Origin of the sequence: Hoyosella levis, from assembly GCF_026008515.1 — a bacterium.
GTDB lineage: Bacteria > Actinomycetota > Actinomycetes > Mycobacteriales > Mycobacteriaceae > Lolliginicoccus > Lolliginicoccus levis.
This window is the reverse complement of sequence record NZ_BQYM01000006.1, coordinates 71,292-88,346: the sequence shown is the minus strand read 5'-3', so window position 1 is coordinate 88,346 and position 17,055 is coordinate 71,292. Positions and strand designations below refer to the sequence as shown.

Genomic DNA, 17,055 nt, shown 5'->3' with positions numbered 1-17,055 from the left:
TTCCTGAGGGCTGCTCCTCGGGGACGCTAGAGACGCGAGGTGAGCACCAGGCACGGGGAGGGTGAACGCTCGGCTAACGCTGGCAAAGCATCGCTGGAAGCAAGCTGAACACTCTGGAACAGCAGGCAGAACGCGTGCAAGGACGATTCGGGCCTATGTCGCGAACGGGGCGCGTGTCGCAATCGCAACCGGCATCGACGCCGATTCGAGATCGAAATGCCAGGTTTGCGCGCACGGAACAGGCACACTGTTCCCGACGGTGCTGGTCCCCGTGGACGGTGGGCACCAGCAACACGAACGTGACGGAACACGCCCCGCTGATCGGGCGTCGCAGAACTGGAGTGGTAGATGTCCTACATCCCGCGCGCGCTACTTGCCGCCGCAGCGGCCGGAGCATTGATGCTGACCGGTTGCTCCAATCCACAGAGCGCGGACCAGGCCGCGGAGCAGAACCTCGACGGGCGTGGCCCCATCACCTTCGCGATGGGCAAGAACGACGCCGCCGTGGTCCTTGAGGTCATCGAGCGCTGGAACGCCGAGAACCCGGACCAGGAAGTAACCTTCGCCGAGCTGCCCGGCTCCGCGGACGACCAGCGCAACGCGCTCGTCCAGAGCCTCCAGGCGCAGGACGGCCAGTACGACGTGATGGCCCTCGATGTGGTGTGGACCGCTGAGTTCGCCGCCAACGGCTGGGCCCAGCCGCTCGAGGACGAGCTCGAGCTCGACACCTCCGGACTGCTGCCCGCCACCGTGGAGAGCGCCACCTACCGCGACACCCTCTACGCCGGCCCGCAGAACACCAACGGCGCGCTGCTGTACTACCGCACCGACCTCGTCGATGAGGCCCCCACGACGTGGGCCGAGCTGTCCGACTCCTGCGGCGCCGCGTTCGATGCCGGCATCGACTGCTACGTGGGCCAGTTCAGCAACTACGAGGGTCTCACCGTCAACGTTTCCGAGGCGATCAACGCCTTCGGTGGCGATATCGTCGGCGACGATGGCCAGACCCCGGCCGTGGACACCCCCGAGGTGCGCGCGGCCCTGCAGACCCTCGTCGACGCGTTCAACAACGGCGTGATCCCCAAGCGCGCCACCGGCTTCACCGAGGAAGAGACCAACCTCACCTTCGTCGACGGCGACGCCATGTACGCCCGCAACTGGCCCTACATGTATGCCAACGCTGCTGCCGAGGATTCTGCGGTCGCTGATAACTTCGGCATCGCGCCGCTGCCCGGCGAGGACGGCATCGGTACCTCGACGCTCGGCGGCTACAACAACGCCATCAACGTGTTCTCCGAGAACAAGGCCACCGCGCGTGACTTCATCGCCTACATCCAGAACGAGGAGAGCCAGCGGCAGTTCATGGAGGCCGCGTTCCCGCCCGTGCTCGCTTCCATCTACGATGATTCCGAGCTCGCCGAGGAGTACCCGTACCTGCCGGTGCTGAAGCAATCGCTCGAGAACGCCAAGCCGCGCCCGGTGACGCCGTTCTACGAGGCGATCTCGAAGGCAGTGCGCGACAACGCCTACGCCGCGATCAACGGTGATGCGACCGTCGACGAGGCGATCACGAACATGCAGGCCGCCATCGACGCCGCGGGTCGCTGACCCCCGACGCTCAAGGAGACACGGGATTGGCTCGATCAGCAGGGGCCGGGGACAGTGTTCCCGGCCCCGTGCTGGATGACACGCGACGCAGCAAGCCTGCTCCGGTGTCACCGGCACGGAAGAAGCGGGACTGGCGACCGGTATACCTGATCGCCCCCACCATGGTGATCCTGGCGGTTGTCATCGCCTATCCCGTGATCCGGGCTGTCTATCTGTCCTTCCAGTCTGACCAGGGCTTCGACCAGGAGACCGGACGCTTCGTCGATGGTGGATTCGCGGGGTTCGCGCATTACACGAAGTGGATCCTGCAGCAGACGACCAACTCCCTTGGCGAGACGATCGCGTGCCCGCCCGGAACCCTCTGCTCCAACTTCTGGGAATCGGTCGGCATCACCTTCTTCTTCGCCGTCGTCACAGTGACGATCGAGGTGGTGCTGGGCTTCTGGATGGCCATCATCATGGCTCGGACCTTCGCCGGCCGATCCTTGCTCCGGGCCAGCGTGCTCATCCCATGGGCCATCCCCACTGCGGTCACCGCGAAGCTCTGGTTCTTCATCTTTGCCGACCAGGGCATCGCTAACCAGATCCTGGGCCGCCGCATCGGCTGGCTCACCGAGGAGTGGCCAGCCCGCTTCGCCGTCATCATCGCCGACGTGTGGAAGACCACCCCCTTCGTGGCGCTGCTCATCCTTGCCGGCCTGCAAATGATCCCGAAGGACGTCTACGAGGCCGCGAAGGTGGACGGCGCCAACACCTGGCAACGCTTCACCCAGATCACGCTGCCGCTGGTCAAGCCCGCCCTCATGGTCGCGGTGCTCTTCCGCACCCTCGACGTCCTGCGCATGTACGACCTGCCCGCCATCCTTCATGGTGCCGGTGGTGCCTCGCCGACGACCACCGTATCCATCCTGGTGGTGGCCGATATCCGGCAAGGCAGCTTCAACAGTGCCTCAGCGCTATCCACCCTGGTCTTCCTCATGATCTTCGCGGTCGCGTTCATCATGGTGAAATGGCTCGGCGCCAATGCAATCCGCACTCAGGAAACCCAGCGGAAGGGGGCATGATGCCACGCACCAGCCAGGCCGACATGTCCTCCCGAACCACGGCTACCCGCCGCCGCCGATCACAGGCCCTGCGCACCTACATCGGAGTCGCCTTCATCCTCGTATGGGGCCTCGCGCCGTTCTATTGGATGATGGTCACCGCCTTCCGCGACCTCCGCTTCACCTTCAGCACCACGCCGTGGCCCTCCCACGTCACCCTCGAGAACTTCCGCAACGCGCTCTCGACGAGGGGCGGCAACGACTTCCTCAGCGCGATCATCAACAGCCTCATCATTGGCACCGCGACCACGCTCATCGCGCTGGGACTGGGCATCTTCACCGCCTACGCGCTGGCGCGGCTCGAATTCCGAGGGAAGTACATCGTTACGGGCGTCATTCTCGGCGCCTCCATGTTCCCCGTGGTCTCCCTGGTGACACCGCTGTTCCAGCTCTTCACCGACATCCAGTGGATTGGTACCTACCAGGCGCTGGTCATCCCCAACATCTCCTTCGTGCTGCCCCTCACCGTCTACACCCTTACCTCGTTCTTCGGTGACCTGCCGTGGGAGCTCGAGGAAGCAGCGCGTGTTGACGGAGCCACCCGAGCGCAAGCGTTCCGCATCGTCATCCTGCCGCTCGCCGCGCCTGCCTTGTTCACCTCGGCGATCCTCGCGTTCATCATCACCTGGAACGAGTTCCTCCTCGCCAGCCTGCTCTCCAACCGCTCCACCGAGCCTGTCACCGTGGCGATCGCGCGCTTCGGAGGCGACGATCCCTTCGTGCAGCCCTATGCCGCGATCATGGCGGCCGGCACCCTCGTGACCATCCCGCTCGTCATCATGGTGCTCATCTTCCAGCGGCGCATCGTCTCCGGCCTCACCTCGGGCGGAGTCAAGAGCTGATGCATCCCGTCGCCCTGCGCCAGCGCCTCGAGATCCTGCTCGGCTTCACTGGATTCTTCACAGCCATCGCCCTGCTGGGCGCTATCGCGGGGATCATCCAGGGCGAGACCGGCCTCGGACCGTCCCTGGTACTCCTCGTCTGTGCCACCCTGTTCCTCATCACCTACCGGAAATGGCAGCGCCACGCGGACCCAGCGTCGAGTGCTAGCAGGACATAGGGATAATCGAGAAATGGATCTCGCATACCGCGTCACAGGTTCCGGCCCCACCCTGGTGCTGCTGCACGGAATCGTCCACAACCGGCACGCCTGGAAGCCAGTGGTGGACCGCCTTGCCCGGGAGCGCCGCGTGGTCACCGTGGACCTGCCGAGCCATGGCGATTCGCCGCAGCTCCCCGCCTCGGACCGCATCCTGCAGACCCTCGCGGATGCGGTGGAGGACTTCCTGCCCTCGGTCGCGCCAGACGGCGAGAAGGTCCATGTGGCGGGCAACTCCCTCGGCGGATGGCTGTCGCTGGAACTGGCCGCGCGCGGTGCCGTGGCCTCCGCCACCGCGCTCTCGCCCGGCGGGTTCTTCGTCAACGATCTCGACCAGCAGCGCGCGACGCGGACTTTCCTCGGACTGCGCGCCGTTGCCCGCGCGCTCGGCCCAGTCGGCGCCCCGGCGCTGCGCAACCCCCTTGTCCGCAGCGCCGCGCTCGGGGTCTTCTTCGGCAGGCCCTGGCGCATCAACCCGCTGGAAGCGGCGCGGGACCTGGAATCACTGAAGACCAACACCATGATCGACGCGATCCAGGGCGCGGACTGGACCATCACCCCGCCCGTTGATCCCTCCATCCCGATCCTCGTGGAGTGGGGCGGGGGAGACCTCATGCTGCCGATCTACGAGATGGCTGGCGTACGGAAGGTCTTCCCCGAGGCACGGCTGATCGTGCTGCCCTGGGCCGGGCATGTGCCGATGATCGACGATCCCCGCGAGATCAGCAGGATCCTGCTGGAGGGCAGCGCGGAGCGCTAGCGTCCTCGGGCTCGAGCGTTCTCCGCCCCCCCGGGCCGCGAGAGTGCGAAAAACGACAGCTCCCGTGCTCGAACCTGTCGTTTCTTGCACAGCCGCGGGTTCTGGTCGGGCACCTACCCGTTGATGCTGTCCCGCCAGGCGACCGCCTTGATCACGGGCGTGAGGTCAAAATCGGGGCCGTTGACCGGAATGGTGAACAGCGTGGCACCGGCGTCGACGAACTCGCGGGCGTCGCTGATGTCCTCGGGAAGCTGGATGGAGCGCTCGATCTCGGCGGGATCCCGGCCCACATCGGCGCAGTGCTCGGCGAGCACGCCGGACTTGTGGGCGAAGGTCTCGGCATCGCCGAAGGAGTGCCAGATGCTTGCGTGCTTGGCGACGAGACGGAGGGTCTTGCGCACTCCGCCGCCGCCGATCAGCACGGGGATATTCCGGGTCGGCGCGGGGTTGAGCTGGGCAAAGCGTTGCTCGATGCGGGGCAGGCTTGCCGCGAGATCGTTGAGGCGGGAGCCCTTGGTGCCGAAGTCGTATCCGTACTCGGTGTAGTCGCGCTCGAACCAGCCGGAGCCGATGCCGAGGATGAGGCGCCCGTCCGAGATGTGATCGACGGTGCGGGCCATGTCGGCGAGCAGCTCGGGGTTGCGGTAGCTGTTGCACGTCACCAGAGCGCCGAACTCGATCGACTCGGTCTGCTCGGCCCAGGCGGCCAGCATGGTCCAGCATTCGAAGTGCGGCCCATCGGGGTCGCCGTAGAGCGGGAAGAAGTGGTCCCAGTTGAACACCACGTCGGCACCGGCATCCTCGACGCGCACCACGGCATCGCGGATGAGCGCGTAATCGGGCGCGTGCTGCGGCTGGATCTGCACACCAATACGTATCGGTCGCTGCATGGCTTCCAGTGTGGCAGCGGGCACACGATCGCGCAGCACCCTGGCGGCTTTTCCTAGTCGGCACCGGCGACTGTGGCGAGCGCGGGCACCTCCCGAGGATCGGGGTCGCATACTTCTGATTCCCGGTATGCCAGAACGAGGGCGGCGGCAACGCAGGCGATGGCGGCGACGAGCATGGGGGCCCGGTCGGTGCCGGTCCAGATCGCGATGTGGCCGACCAGGGTGGCGGCGATCGCTCCGCCTGCCCAGCGGCAGAAGTTGTACCCGGCGCTGGCGACTGCGCGCGGGGAGCTGGTCGTGCTCATGGCGATTCCGGTGAACAGGGTGTTGAGCACGCCGGAAGCGAGGCCGGAAAGGACCACCGCGGCGATGATCACGGGTGTGCTGCCGACGGCGATGGTGAGCAGCAGCAGCGCATAGACCAGGACCACACCGATGGTGGTGTGCCGCTCGCCGAACCGGTGCGCGAGGCGGGGGGCGAGGATGACGCCACTGAGGGCGACGGCGATGCCCCAGGCGAAGAAGATGGCGCCGATGAAGAAGGGGCCGCGGTGGAGGATGAAGGGCACCCAGGCGAGCACGGTGAAGAATCCCGCGGTGTAGAGGGCCGCGCCGATGGACGTGGAGAGCAGGGCCCGGTCCCGGAGGGCGAGCAGGGGGTCGCGGAGCCGGATGGGGGTCCGCTCGCCGTGATCGCGGGGGAGGAGGAGCGCGCTCATGATCAGTGCAGCGCCCATGAGAATGGCGGTGCCGGCGAAGGGGCCGCGCCAGGAGAGGGAGCCGAGGACAGCGCCGACGAGCGGGCCGACGGAGAGCCCGATGCCGAGCGCTGCCTCGTAGAGCAGGATGGCGCCTTGCTGCCCACCGGACGCGGCACCCACGATGATCGACAGCGCTGTAGCGATGAAGAGCGCGTTGCCGAGTCCCCAGAGGGCGCGGAGGGCAACGAGCTGGTCGATGCTGCTTGCCGCGGCGCAGAGCCCGGCGGCGAGCACGATGAGGGCGAGCCCCGCGACGAGGGTGCGCTTGGGGCCGAAGCGGTAGGCGGCTACCCCGGTGAGGAGCATGGCGATGACCTGGACACCGAGGTAGGAGGAGAACAGGAGAGTGGTCTGCGCGGGGGTGGCGCCAAGGCTCTCGGAGATCGACGTGAGGATGGGGTCGACGAGGCCGATGCCCATGAACGCGATGACGGCGGCGAAGGCGGTGATCCAGACGGGGAGTGGCTGGGCGCGGAAGACCTGGGAGAGTGATGGGTGCTCGTGTGCGGTGGTGGTTGCCATGGGCTGCTCCTGGAAGCGCGATGGGGTGCTATGCCCCTCAGCTTAAATAGATAGTTAGACTATGCAAATACGATGTGGCGAACCCCATAGGCTCGCGCCCCGAATATCCGGTATTGACACCGGATGATCTTGAGGAGCACCGTTAGATCAACTACGGCGCATCCCGAGGTGGCCCATGCCCAACGAGCTGGTCGAGAAACTTCCCACCGCGCTTCTCGAGGTCTCCCTCCTCCTCGGCGCGGCCGTATTGATCAGCCTCGTCACCCGGCGAGCGCATATCCAGCTCACCATCGTCCTCGCTGTCGCGGGGCTGCTCGCCACCGAGATGGGCGCCGACCTCGTTGTCGCCGACTTCCTCTCCGGGGATGGGTTCAAGGAACTGCTCATCAACCTGTTCCTGCCGATCCTCATCTTCGAGGCAGCGCTTGGCCTCTCCACCCGCGAGTTCATGCGAAACCTGCTCGCTATCAGCGCGCTCGCCTCCGCCGCGCTCGTCATCTCCGCGACAGTGGTCGGCCTCAGCCTCACCGCGCTGCTCGGCACGCCCATCCTCGCGGCGCTGCTCTTCGGCGTCCTCATCTCCGCCACGGACCCCGTCGCCGTCGTCGCGATCTTCCGCGAGCTCGGCGTGCCCAAGCGGCTCCTCACCCTCGTCGAGGGGGAAAGCCTGCTCAATGACGGTGTCGCCATCGTGCTCTACAACATCCTTGCCGTCGCCGCGGTCACCGGCACGCTCTCGGTCGGCGCCGGGATGTTTGACTTCGTCATCGTCGTGGTCGGCGGAATCCTCACCGGAGCCGTCGTCGGCACGCTCGCGGTGATGCTGCTGCCCTTCCTTGATCGGCTTGCCGCGGCCGCCATGTCCATCGCGGTCGCCTATGGCTCCTTCGTCTTCGCCGAGGCCATCCTTGAGGCGTCCGGGGTCATGGCCGCTGTCGCCGCCGGCATCACGGTTGGTGGCCTCCTCGAGAGCCGCGCCCAGCACGCCGCCCGCGGCCTGCTCCGCGAGCTGTGGGAATCGCTCGGCTACATGGCCAACGCGCTGCTATTCCTCTTCATCGGCATCGCTCTCGACTTCGATGTCCTCCGCGAGAACCTCCTCGCGATCCTCATCGGTCTCGCCGCGGTGCTCATCTCCCGGCCCCTCGGAGTCATCCCGGTCGTCATCACACTCGAGCGGCTCGCCCGGATCCCCAAGGTCGGTAACCGCAATTCCGCCGTCGTCGTCTGGGGCGGGCTGCGGGGAGGGGTCGCGCTCGCGCTCGCGCTATCGCTGCCCGGCGAGCTCGAATGGCGCGACGAGTTCATCGCCATGACCGGTGGAGTCGTTCTTGCCACGCTGCTGGTCAACGCCACAACGATCTCGTTCGTCGTGCACGCGCTCGGCCTCGACAAGCCCAGTCGCACGGACGAGTACCTCGAATCGCTCGGCCGCATGGTCGGCGTCCGCGCGGCCCGCGACAAGCTCGACGACCTCAACTTCCACGATGAGCTCGTCGCCGCCCACCTCGATGTCGCCGAGGCTGATGCCCGCGACCAGCTCAACCGCACCGATCTCAGCGGGGAGGAACAGGTCAACGTGCTCATGCTGCGTGGCCTGCACATCGAGCGCGAGACCTACCAGAGCCTCAGTGATGCTGGCCTCCTCCCGCCCATTGCCACCCGCACCCTCATGCAGGAGATCGACGACGAGATCGAGGAGGTGGACAGCGGAAGCCTGCGCATCGACGATGCGCGCCGTGCCCGCCTGCCCTGGTACGCGCGGCTGCATCGCTGGTCCCTCGGCAAGCTACCGCCCCCGCTCGGCGAGGACCTGCACGAGGTGAGCTACATCGAGATCTCCGCGCGCCGGCTCGCCGCGCACAAGGCAGCAGACGAGCTCGAGCTGTTCAAGACCCTCCCCAACGTCGAGGTCGCTAACGTCGACGCTGCCAATGATCTCTTCATCCACTGGGAGCAGCGGGCCAGCGAGACCCTCGAGGACATGGGCACCAGCAGCGCGCTCGACGAGCGGGTGCTGCGCCGTCGGCAGGCCAAGGCCCTCAGCCTCATCGCCATCGTCGAGGAACTCCATCACATGGCGGATTCCGGGGTGCTCTCGCGACAGGTCGCCGACGAGGCGGCAGAGCGCGTATCAGCCGAGGTAAAGCAAGCGGGGGAGTAGGCGGGAGCGCCTAGCGGTCGTCCCCGCTATTGCTCTCCAGCTGCTTGGCGACGGCTGGATTGCGGTTGGCCTTTTCGTCATCGTCGACGAGATGCTCGAACGCTGTTCCCGCTACGGCGCCATTGGTGCCTGGCATCACGCTGGGCTGGCCCAGGGATGATTTCTCATCCTCGCCCTCGTCGTCCTCGTTCTTCTCCGAATCATCCGCGGCCTCGTCGCTCTCCGGAGGCTGCGAGGTGGACTCGCCGTCGTCCGCTGTGCTGCCCACGGCAGGTTGCTCCTCGCCGGGCACAGTGCTGTCGTCTGCGGCGAGCCGCTCGGCCTCGACGTTCTCTCGTGCATCCTCGGGTGTCGAAGCGATTGGATCCCCGCTGGTGATGTCCTTGCGGTCGCGTGGCGCGTGGTTGCTCATGATGCTCCTTCCCATGCGCTCATAGTGTGCGTCAGAGAAGGAATGCCCCCCTCTGTCCGGTCCCAAACATCGGTGCTGGCCAGGATCTCAGTGACCCCGGAACGGCAGTGCCCCGAGGCCTTTGCAGGTCCCGGGGCACTGATCATGCGCGGCCAGCGTGCGCTGGCGCTGCATCAGGTGTTGATGAAGTCCTCGAGCTGGGCGCGCGCGACATCGTCGGCGAGCTGCTTCGGGGGGCTCTTCATCAGGTACGACGAGGCCGAGAAGACCGGCCCGCCCACGCCGCGATCAAGGGCGATCTTCGCGGCCCGCACGGCGTCGATGATGATGCCGGCCGAGTTGGGGGAGTCCCACACCTCGAGCTTGTACTCGAGGTTGATGGGCACATCGCCGAAGGCGCGGCCCTCGAGGCGCACGTACGCCCACTTGCGGTCATCGAGCCACTCGACGTAGTCCGAAGGGCCGATGTGGACGTTGCGGTCGTGGACCTTGCCGGACAGCGAGCCGCTCAGGTTCGAGGTGACGGCCTGCGTCTTCGACACCTTCTTGGACTCCAGGCGCTCGCGCTCGAGCATGTTCTTGAAGTCCATGTTGCCGCCGACGTTGAGCTGGTAGGTGCGGTCGAGCGCGACGCCACGGTCCTCGAAGAGCTTTGCCATCACGCGGTGGGTGATGGTGGCACCGACCTGCGACTTGATGTCGTCGCCGACGATCGGGATCCCTGCGTCCTCGAACTTCTTCGCCCAGACCGGGTCGGAGGCGATGAAGACGGGCAGGGCGTTGACGAACGCTACTCCAGCGTCGATGGCGCACTGCGCGTAGAACTTGTCCGCTTCCTCGGAGCCCACGGGCAGGTAGGAGACGAGGACGTCGGCCTTCGTGTCCTTGAGCGCCTGCACCACGTCGACGGACTCGGCGTCGGAGAGCTCGATGGTCTCCGCGTAGTACTTGCCGATGCCATCGAGGGTGGGGCCGCGCTGGACGGTGATCCCGGTGGGCGGCACGTCGGCGATCTTGATGGTGTTGTTCTCGCTGGCGTTGATGGCCTCGGAGAGGTCGAACCCGACCTTCTTGGCATCGACATCGAACGCGGCGACGAACTCCACATCACTGATGTGGTACTCGCCGAACTGCACGTGCATCAGTCCGGGGACGATCGAGTTGGCGTCAGCGTCCTTGTAGTATTCGACGCCCTGCACAAGCGAGGAGGCGCAGTTGCCTACACCCGCTATGGCGACGCGTACCTTTTTCTCACCCATGGTCGGGTTCTCCTTCTGTCTGGTGAAGCTCGCTCGGTGGCGTTGTCGAGTTGTGGGACCGGGGGGTGCTGGTCTCGGTGGAGATGAGCTCGTTGAGCCAGCGGACCTCGCGCTCGCTCGATTCGAGCGAGAGCTGGTGGAGCTGCCGGGTGTACCGGTCATGCCCGCTCATGCGGGCGATGGTCTCGCGGAGGCTCTCTCGGCGTTCCTCGACCTGTCGGCGGCGGCCCTCGAGAATGCGGATCCGCGCGTCGACCGGTGTGCGATTGAAGAACGCCAGGTGGACCCCGAAGCCGTCGTCGCTGTAGTTCTGCGGGCCGGTGTTCGCCACGAGCTCATCGAAGCGGGCATGGCCCGCCTCGGTGACCTGGTAGACCTTCCGGGCTCGCCGACGCAGTCCCTGGCCCTCGTTGAGGGGATCCTCAGCGATGAGGCCGTCCGCTTGCATTCGGCGGAGAGCGGGGTACAGCGAGCCGTACGAGAAAGCGCGGAACGGACCGAGGAGCTCGGTCAGGCGCTTGCGCAGCTCGTACCCGTGCATGGGGGACTCCTTGAGGAGGCCTAGCACTGCAAGCTCGAGCACGGCTCCCCCTCACTGGTCCCGGTGTGTTCGATCCCGCTGCGAATGCAGCGATGCGTAAGGCAACTGTATCGCAGCGATATATTCGATGCACGTATTTGTTAGCCACGGCATAACCTTCGCGCCATGATGTGTCAATCACCGCTCCATGGCCTCGTTACCAGGGCTGTCCCGGCCGGGGCCCGTGGTGCTGCCCATCACACCGGGCGCTAGGCGTGCAAAGGGCCACCAGGCCGAAGGGCGCGCGGGGCGCCGACGTACTCTGGACTCGTGCGATCGCAGCGGCAGACCGTGGACTACGCGCTCCAGCGTCGCTCCGTTCTCGCCGACGTCTACGCGGGGAGGACCGGAGTCGCCGCTGCCTGCGATGCGAGCCCCTACCTCCTGCGGGCAGCGAAGTTCCATGGGCGCCCCAGCGAGGTTGTCTGCCCGATCTGCCGTAAGGAACAACTCACCCTCGTATCGTGGGTGTTCGGTGATCGGCTCGGAACGGTCTCGGGCTCGGCACGCAGCGACGAGGAGATCGCGAGGCTCGCCCTGGTGCAGGAAGAGTTCACGGTCCATATCGTGGAGGTGTGCCGGACATGTGGATGGAACCATCTCGTGCAATCCCACGTGCTGGGCGAGGCGCCGCCGCGCCGATCCCGCCGCAAGCAACCGCGACCATCGGCCCGCACCGCGAGCGAATAGCCGCACCAAGAGCCGCCGCTAGAACGGGAGTCCAGAAGTGAGCTCGTCGAAGAAGCCCTCATCGAGGGGCAGCGCAGCCCGTCGCAAGAAGTCCCGGCTCGGCCTGGCCCTGCGGCTCCTCGCGGTAGCGCTCGTCCTGATCATCATCGTCCCGATCGCCACGTTCATGGTGTTCTACATGGCGGCGAGCGTGCCCAGGCCCGGTGACATCCCGACCAAGCAGGTTGCCACCATCTACATGGATGATGGCGAGACCGAGCTCGCGCGCATCGTTCCGGCCGAGGGCAACCGCACCGAGGTCACGATCGATGAGATCCCCCAGCACATGCTCGACGCCGTCATCGCCGCCGAGGACCGGAACTTCTACACCAACCCCGGGTTCTCGGTCTCCGGCCTTGCTCGCGCGGTCCGCGACAACCTGCTGGGCAGCGAGAACGCCGGCGGTGGATCCACCATTACCCAGCAGTACGTCAAGAACGCCCTCGTCGGCTCCGAGCGGACGCTGACCCGCAAGCTGCGCGAGCTTGTCATCGCGACGAAGATGTCCCGCGAGTGGGCGAAGGACGACATCCTCCTCGCCTACCTGAACACTATCTACTTCGGCCGCGGCGCCTACGGCATCGCCCTGGCCTCGGACTACTACTTCGGCAAGGACGTCTCCGAGCTCACCCCCGAGGAGAGCGCTGTCCTCGCAGCAGTCGTCCAGCAGCCCTCGCGCCTCGATCCTGCCCTCAATCGCGAGGAGGCCGAGACACGATGGGGCTACGTTCTCGACGGCATGGTGGAGATCGGCTCCCTCAGCCCCGCCGAGCGGGCAGCTGCCGAGTACCCCGAGTACCGGGCCCTCGAGGATGTGGGCGAGGAGAACCTCACACCGGGCCCCAACGGGTTGATCCGCACGCGTGTCATCAGTGAGCTGCGCTCGCTCGGCATCAACGAGACAACGCTCAACACACAGGGCCTGCAGATCACCACCACCATCGATTCGCTCGCCCAGGACGCGGCCGTCAATGCCGTGGACAACGCGCTTTCCGGGCAGCCCGAGAACCTGCGCTCCGCGGTCGTCTCGATCGATCCCCGATCCGGCGCCGTGCGTGCCTACTACGGCGGCGAGGACGGAGCAGGCTTCGACTACGGCCACGCCCCGCTGCAGACCGGCTCCACGTTCAAGGTTTTCGCCATGCTCGCGGCGCTCGATCAAGGCATTCCGGTCACCCAGCCCTACGACAGCAGCCCGCTGACCCTCAATGGGATCACCATCAACAACGTCGCCAACGCGAGCTGCGGACGCTGCTCCATGGCCGAGGCGCTCAAGCAGTCATTGAACACGTCCTTCTACCGCGTCATGCTCTCGCTGGACAACGGCCCGCGTGACGTGAAGGAGGCGGCCCACGAGGCCGGAATCCCGCGCGAGATCCCCGAGCTCGATTTCGAGGTCCTCACCGAGCAGGGCGATCCGCCCAACAACGGCATCGTGCTCGGCCAGTACCAGGTGCGTCCCATCGACATGGCCTCCGCGTACGCGACGATCGCCGCTTCCGGCATCTACCACGAGCCGTACTTCGTCGAGCGCGTTGTCGACGCGGAGGGACGGCTCCTCTTCGAGCGCGACGAGCCCGACGGCGACCGGCGCCTGCGCGAGGCGGTCGCCGACAATGCCACCTCTGCGATGGAACCGATCGCCGCCTACTCCAACGGCAACGCCCTCGCTGGTGGCCAGCCGTCCGCCTCGAAGACGGGCACCACCCAGCTCGGCGACACCGGAAACAACCGCGATGCCTGGATGGTCGGCTACACGCCCTCCCTGTCCACCGCGGTGTGGGTCGGCACCAATAATGGCGAGCCCCTCCTGACGTCCTGGGGCGGACAGGTCTACGGCTCCGGGCTCCCCGCCACGATCTGGAAGCAGACCATGGATGGTGCCCTCATCAACACCCCCTGGGAGGACTTCCCCGAGCCCGATCCGATCGGTGGAGTATCGGGCGTGCCCGTCTACGTACCGCCTTCCACGACCGAGGAGGAGGAGGAGACCGAGACAGAGACCGAGACAGAGACGGGTACAGAGACCACGGAGGTCTCCATCCCGATCGCTCCCGGCCTGACGATCGAGGTCCCCGTCCCCGGCGGTGGCAATAGCGGCCAGAACAACGGCGGCGAGGGCAATGGCGGCCAGAACAATGGCGGGAACGAAACCGGCGGCAATGGCGGCGCGGGGGAGGGTAGCGAGCCCGGTCAGGGCGGCACCACGCAGGGCGGCCAGGGCGGTACCAGCCAGCAGCAGAACCCCGGCGTCGGGGGCGGGCCGGTCTCCGGGCGCAATCCCGCGAGCAGCCAGGCGCCCGGCACCGCAGCGGCAACGGCTGGCGATCCCGACGGCGCCACGACTGCCTCGGGCCAGCCGCTCACCACCGCCGCGCGTGAGCCCATGGAGGACTCCACGGATACGGATGAGCAAGCAGCCCTGGCCACCGAGGCCGGCACGGGATAGTGGACCCGAGGAGCGCGGGTGCCTGAGACAGCAGGCGCCCGCCCGGCCGCACCACCAGGCTTCGGCGCCGATCAACGCGACCGGCCCACGCTCGCCCACCCCGCGGCAGCCCAGCTGAGCACCGCGATCGGAGGGCCCGCGGGCCAGCACGCCCACGTCGGCGGCGCGCGATTCTGGACACCACTCCGAGTGGTGCTCGCTCTCGCAGTGCTTGTCCTCGCTCTCGCCTGGACCGGCAAGGCGGCGTGCATCCAGCAATTCCCGGGTGGCACGGATGGTGCCCAGGTGCTCGATTGGCGCGATGGCCGCCAGTACGTGGCGCTGTGCTATTCCGACACCGTTCCGCTCTACGGCGCCCACCGGCTCAACGAGCTCGCGCTTCCCTACAAGACATCCTGGGAGCAGGAGGACCCTGACGGCACGGTAGGCCTCCGGTACATGGAGTATCCCGTCGTGACCGGCATGTACCAATACGCTGCCGCAGTGGTGGCCAGCGTATGGGCCGAGGGCGCGCGCCAGGGATGGCTGCCCGGCGCCCTCCCCGTGGTCCTCTACTTCAACGCCGTCGCGCTCGGGCTCGCCGTGGCCTGGCTGGTCACCGTGCGCTGCACCCTGGCGCTCGCTGGGCGCCGACCGTGGGATGCCGTGCTCGTCGCGATCTCTCCTATCGCCATCGTGCATGCATTCACCAACTTCGATGCCATCGCCACCGCGCTGACCATGCTGGCCATCCTGGCCTGGAGCCGTGGCCGACCGACCATGGCAGGCCTTCTCATCGGCATCGGAGCTGCCTCGAAGCTCTATCCTGTGTTCCTGGTGGGCGCGTTGCTCGTGCTTTGCGTGCGAACCGGGCGGCTGGGGCACTGGGCACGGATGCTCGTCGCTGCCATCGCGGCATGGCTGGCCGTGAATGTTCCGGTGCTCGCGCTCTATCCGCAGGGGTGGCTGGAGTTCTTCCGGCTCAACAACGAGCGAGGCATGGACCCCGATTCGATCTACAACGTGGTCAGGTCGTTCACTGGCTGGCCGGGGTTCGACGGCGTGCTAGCGGCGGGGGAGCGCCCGGTGATCCTCAACGCGGTCTCGCTGGGCGCTTTCCTGCTGGTGTGCATCGCGGTGGCGGTCATCGCGCTCACCGCTCCCCGGCGGCCACGCGTGACGCAGTTGATGTTCCTGCTCGTGGTCGGGTTCCTGATCACCAACAAGGTGTGGAGCCCCCAGTTCTCGCTGTGGCTCGTGCCGCTCGCGGTGCTCGCGGTGCCCCGCTACCGGCTGCTGCTGGCCTGGATGACGATCGATGCGCTGGTGTGGGTGCCGCGCATGTACTACTACCTCGGCACCGGGAGCAACGGATTGCCAGAGCAGTGGTTCACCGCCACGGTCGTGCTGCGCGACATCGCGGTGCTCGTGGTGTGCGCCGTGGTGGTCCGGCAGATCTACCGCCCGGGGGAGGACCGGGTGCGCCTGCATGGCCGGGACGATCCCGCGGGCGGGGTGCTCGACCATGCGCCCGATGCGCCTGCTCGCTGGCTGCCGCGCGTGCTACGCCCGCGCGGGTTCCAGCCATGGCAGGCGAGCGAGACCTAGGGGCATGAGGAGCGCGGCACGCGCCGCGGCTCGGCCGGCCCGTCGCTAGCGAGCGCATCGATGGCCAGGAGCTGGGCGACCGGGTCGGCGGCGAGGGTCTGGAAGGTGATCTGGCCAGTCCTGACGAAGGTGTCCCAGGTGGTCTGCAGGGTCAGTGCCTCGGGGGAGTAGGGCCCGCACACATCCTGGGTGCGAACAATCCTTAGCGGCGACTCCGGATGGGGCAGGAGATCGTCGACGGTGTGCGCCAGGCCTACCGCATCGGTGCCGCTGACGATGAAGGTCGTCTCGAGGCCGGTGGACCGGGCATTGCTCAATGTCGTCCGGTTCCGGGGATCAAGATCCGGGGATATCGCCACGAGATCCTTGATGACATGTGCTGCGGCTGGCCACTTGCCGATCGCGAGAATGCTGGGCAGGGCTCCTGATCCGATAGTGACCACGCTGATCTTGTCGCTGTGGATCTCGATCATTGCGCGCAGGGTGTCGAATACGTGCTGGCTCGCTCGGGAAGGGCTGGCGGCGTCCGTTCGCGGGATCGCGAGAATGCACGTGGTGTGCCCGGAATTGATGAGCTCGGCGATGAGAGGATGGTCGCTCGGAATGGTTTTTTCCGTCGGTGGCACGAGCAGGACTGGTTCGCGCATCGTGGCGGGGCTCACAGTGAGATCTGCGTCGCAGTGGACGTTCGCGCCCTGGCGTGGACTGGCCTGGCGGGGGGCTTCGCTTGGTCCCGCGAGGGCGGGAACGGGCGAAGCGGCGAGGATCGTGGCGAGAACGGCGGTGATCGCGCATGCAAAAAGGCTGCGTCGCTGGATCGGCGGCGAATTCTCTTGCTGCACGACATCCTCCACCTTGAGATGTGTTATAGGTCACACTATCAGCAGCATTGCTGAAGCGAGTTGATTCATCTCCTCTACCCCGATGGTGCGCTTCCGAAACGAGACGCGCGCGTTGCAGGGCCTTTCTGGCCCCCGATGGCGCATCCCTGGCGACGGCCGCGGGCAGTGCATCGCTCCCTGCGGGGCGTGTAGGTCATTCAAATGACAATGCATCTAGGGTATTGCGCTACCACGATCGCGGCCGTTCAATATAGGTACGCCGGTTGATATTTCGAGGCACGACAAGATCA

15 protein-coding genes are annotated in these 17,055 nt (G+C 66.6%); 9 read left to right on the top strand and 6 right to left on the bottom strand.

All coding sequences use genetic code 11. The annotated features are described in order from the left end of the window. Positions 1-348 precede the first annotated feature (348 nt). From QC765_RS08090 to QC765_RS08070, 5 genes are all read left to right on the top strand, one after another. The gene (locus QC765_RS08090; RefSeq protein ID WP_278313936.1) at positions 349-1,608 is read left to right on the top strand and encodes an ABC transporter substrate-binding protein; all 1,260 of its coding nucleotides are present in this window, start codon (positions 349-351) and stop codon (positions 1,606-1,608) included. Between the two features lie 71 nt (positions 1,609-1,679). Then, positions 1,680-2,672, top strand: coding sequence for a carbohydrate ABC transporter permease (locus tag QC765_RS08085; protein ID WP_373876711.1), 993 nt, complete (start codon positions 1,680-1,682; stop codon positions 2,670-2,672). A gap of 23 nt (positions 2,673-2,695) precedes the next feature. Next, entirely contained in the window at positions 2,696-3,553 is an 858-nt protein-coding gene (locus QC765_RS08080; RefSeq protein ID WP_278314050.1) for a carbohydrate ABC transporter permease, read from the top strand. Next, entirely contained in the window at positions 3,553-3,771 is a 219-nt protein-coding gene (locus QC765_RS08075; RefSeq protein WP_278313935.1) for a hypothetical protein, read from the top strand. The genes QC765_RS08080 and QC765_RS08075 overlap by 1 nt, the downstream gene beginning before the upstream one ends. A gap of 13 nt (positions 3,772-3,784) precedes the next feature. Beyond that, the gene (locus tag QC765_RS08070; RefSeq protein ID WP_278313934.1) at positions 3,785-4,570 is read left to right on the top strand and encodes an alpha/beta fold hydrolase; all 786 of its coding nucleotides are present in this window, start codon (positions 3,785-3,787) and stop codon (positions 4,568-4,570) included. Positions 4,571-4,683: 113 nt separating this feature from the next. On the opposite strand, the gene QC765_RS08065 is transcribed toward QC765_RS08070, so the two are convergent. Beyond that, positions 4,684-5,460: an LLM class F420-dependent oxidoreductase gene (locus QC765_RS08065; RefSeq protein ID WP_278313933.1), complete on the bottom strand. Its 777-nt coding sequence runs from the start codon at positions 5,458-5,460 to the stop codon at positions 4,684-4,686. A gap of 53 nt (positions 5,461-5,513) precedes the next feature. Further along, complete coding sequence (locus QC765_RS08060) at positions 5,514-6,743, bottom strand: MFS transporter (RefSeq protein ID WP_278313932.1); 1,230 nt, start codon at positions 6,741-6,743, stop codon at positions 5,514-5,516. A gap of 175 nt (positions 6,744-6,918) precedes the next feature. On the opposite strand from QC765_RS08060, the gene QC765_RS08055 reads away from it, so the two are divergent. After that, positions 6,919-8,907, top strand: coding sequence for a cation:proton antiporter (locus tag QC765_RS08055; protein ID WP_278313931.1), 1,989 nt, complete (start codon positions 6,919-6,921; stop codon positions 8,905-8,907). Positions 8,908-8,917: 10 nt separating this feature from the next. Here the strand turns inward: QC765_RS08055 and QC765_RS08050 are convergent, their stop codons facing one another. From QC765_RS08050 to QC765_RS08040, 3 genes are all read right to left on the bottom strand, one after another. After that, complete coding sequence (locus tag QC765_RS08050; protein ID WP_278313930.1) at positions 8,918-9,319, bottom strand: hypothetical protein; 402 nt, start codon at positions 9,317-9,319, stop codon at positions 8,918-8,920. 173 nt (positions 9,320-9,492) lie between these two features. Beyond that, positions 9,493-10,578 (bottom strand): inositol-3-phosphate synthase, encoded by a 1,086-nt coding sequence (locus QC765_RS08045; protein ID WP_278313929.1) that lies wholly within the window; start codon positions 10,576-10,578, stop codon positions 9,493-9,495. Beyond that, positions 10,571-11,161, bottom strand: a complete 591-nt coding sequence (locus QC765_RS08040) for a PadR family transcriptional regulator (RefSeq protein ID WP_278313928.1) — start codon at positions 11,159-11,161, stop codon at positions 10,571-10,573. Before QC765_RS08040 ends, QC765_RS08045 begins: the two co-directional genes overlap by 8 nt. A 267-nt stretch (positions 11,162-11,428) precedes the next feature. Here QC765_RS08040 and QC765_RS08035 point away from each other — a divergent pair, with 267 nt between their 5' ends. Genes QC765_RS08035 through QC765_RS08025 form a run of 3 tightly spaced genes read left to right on the top strand, consistent with a single transcriptional unit; the run spans position 11,429 to position 15,923 of the window. Further along, positions 11,429-11,848 (top strand): DUF5318 family protein, encoded by a 420-nt coding sequence (locus QC765_RS08035; protein ID WP_278313927.1) that lies wholly within the window; start codon positions 11,429-11,431, stop codon positions 11,846-11,848. A 37-nt stretch (positions 11,849-11,885) separates the two neighbouring features. Next, positions 11,886-14,336, top strand: coding sequence for a transglycosylase domain-containing protein (locus tag QC765_RS08030; RefSeq protein WP_278313926.1), 2,451 nt, complete (start codon positions 11,886-11,888; stop codon positions 14,334-14,336). Positions 14,337-14,354: 18 nt separating this feature from the next. Next, positions 14,355-15,923 (top strand): glycosyltransferase family 87 protein, encoded by a 1,569-nt coding sequence (locus tag QC765_RS08025; RefSeq protein WP_278313925.1) that lies wholly within the window; start codon positions 14,355-14,357, stop codon positions 15,921-15,923. Here QC765_RS08025 and QC765_RS08020 read toward each other — a convergent pair. Then, positions 15,920-16,765 (bottom strand): hypothetical protein, encoded by an 846-nt coding sequence (locus QC765_RS08020; RefSeq protein ID WP_278313924.1) that lies wholly within the window; start codon positions 16,763-16,765, stop codon positions 15,920-15,922. The genes QC765_RS08025 and QC765_RS08020 overlap by 4 nt on opposite strands. Positions 16,766-17,055: the final 290 nt, after the last annotated feature.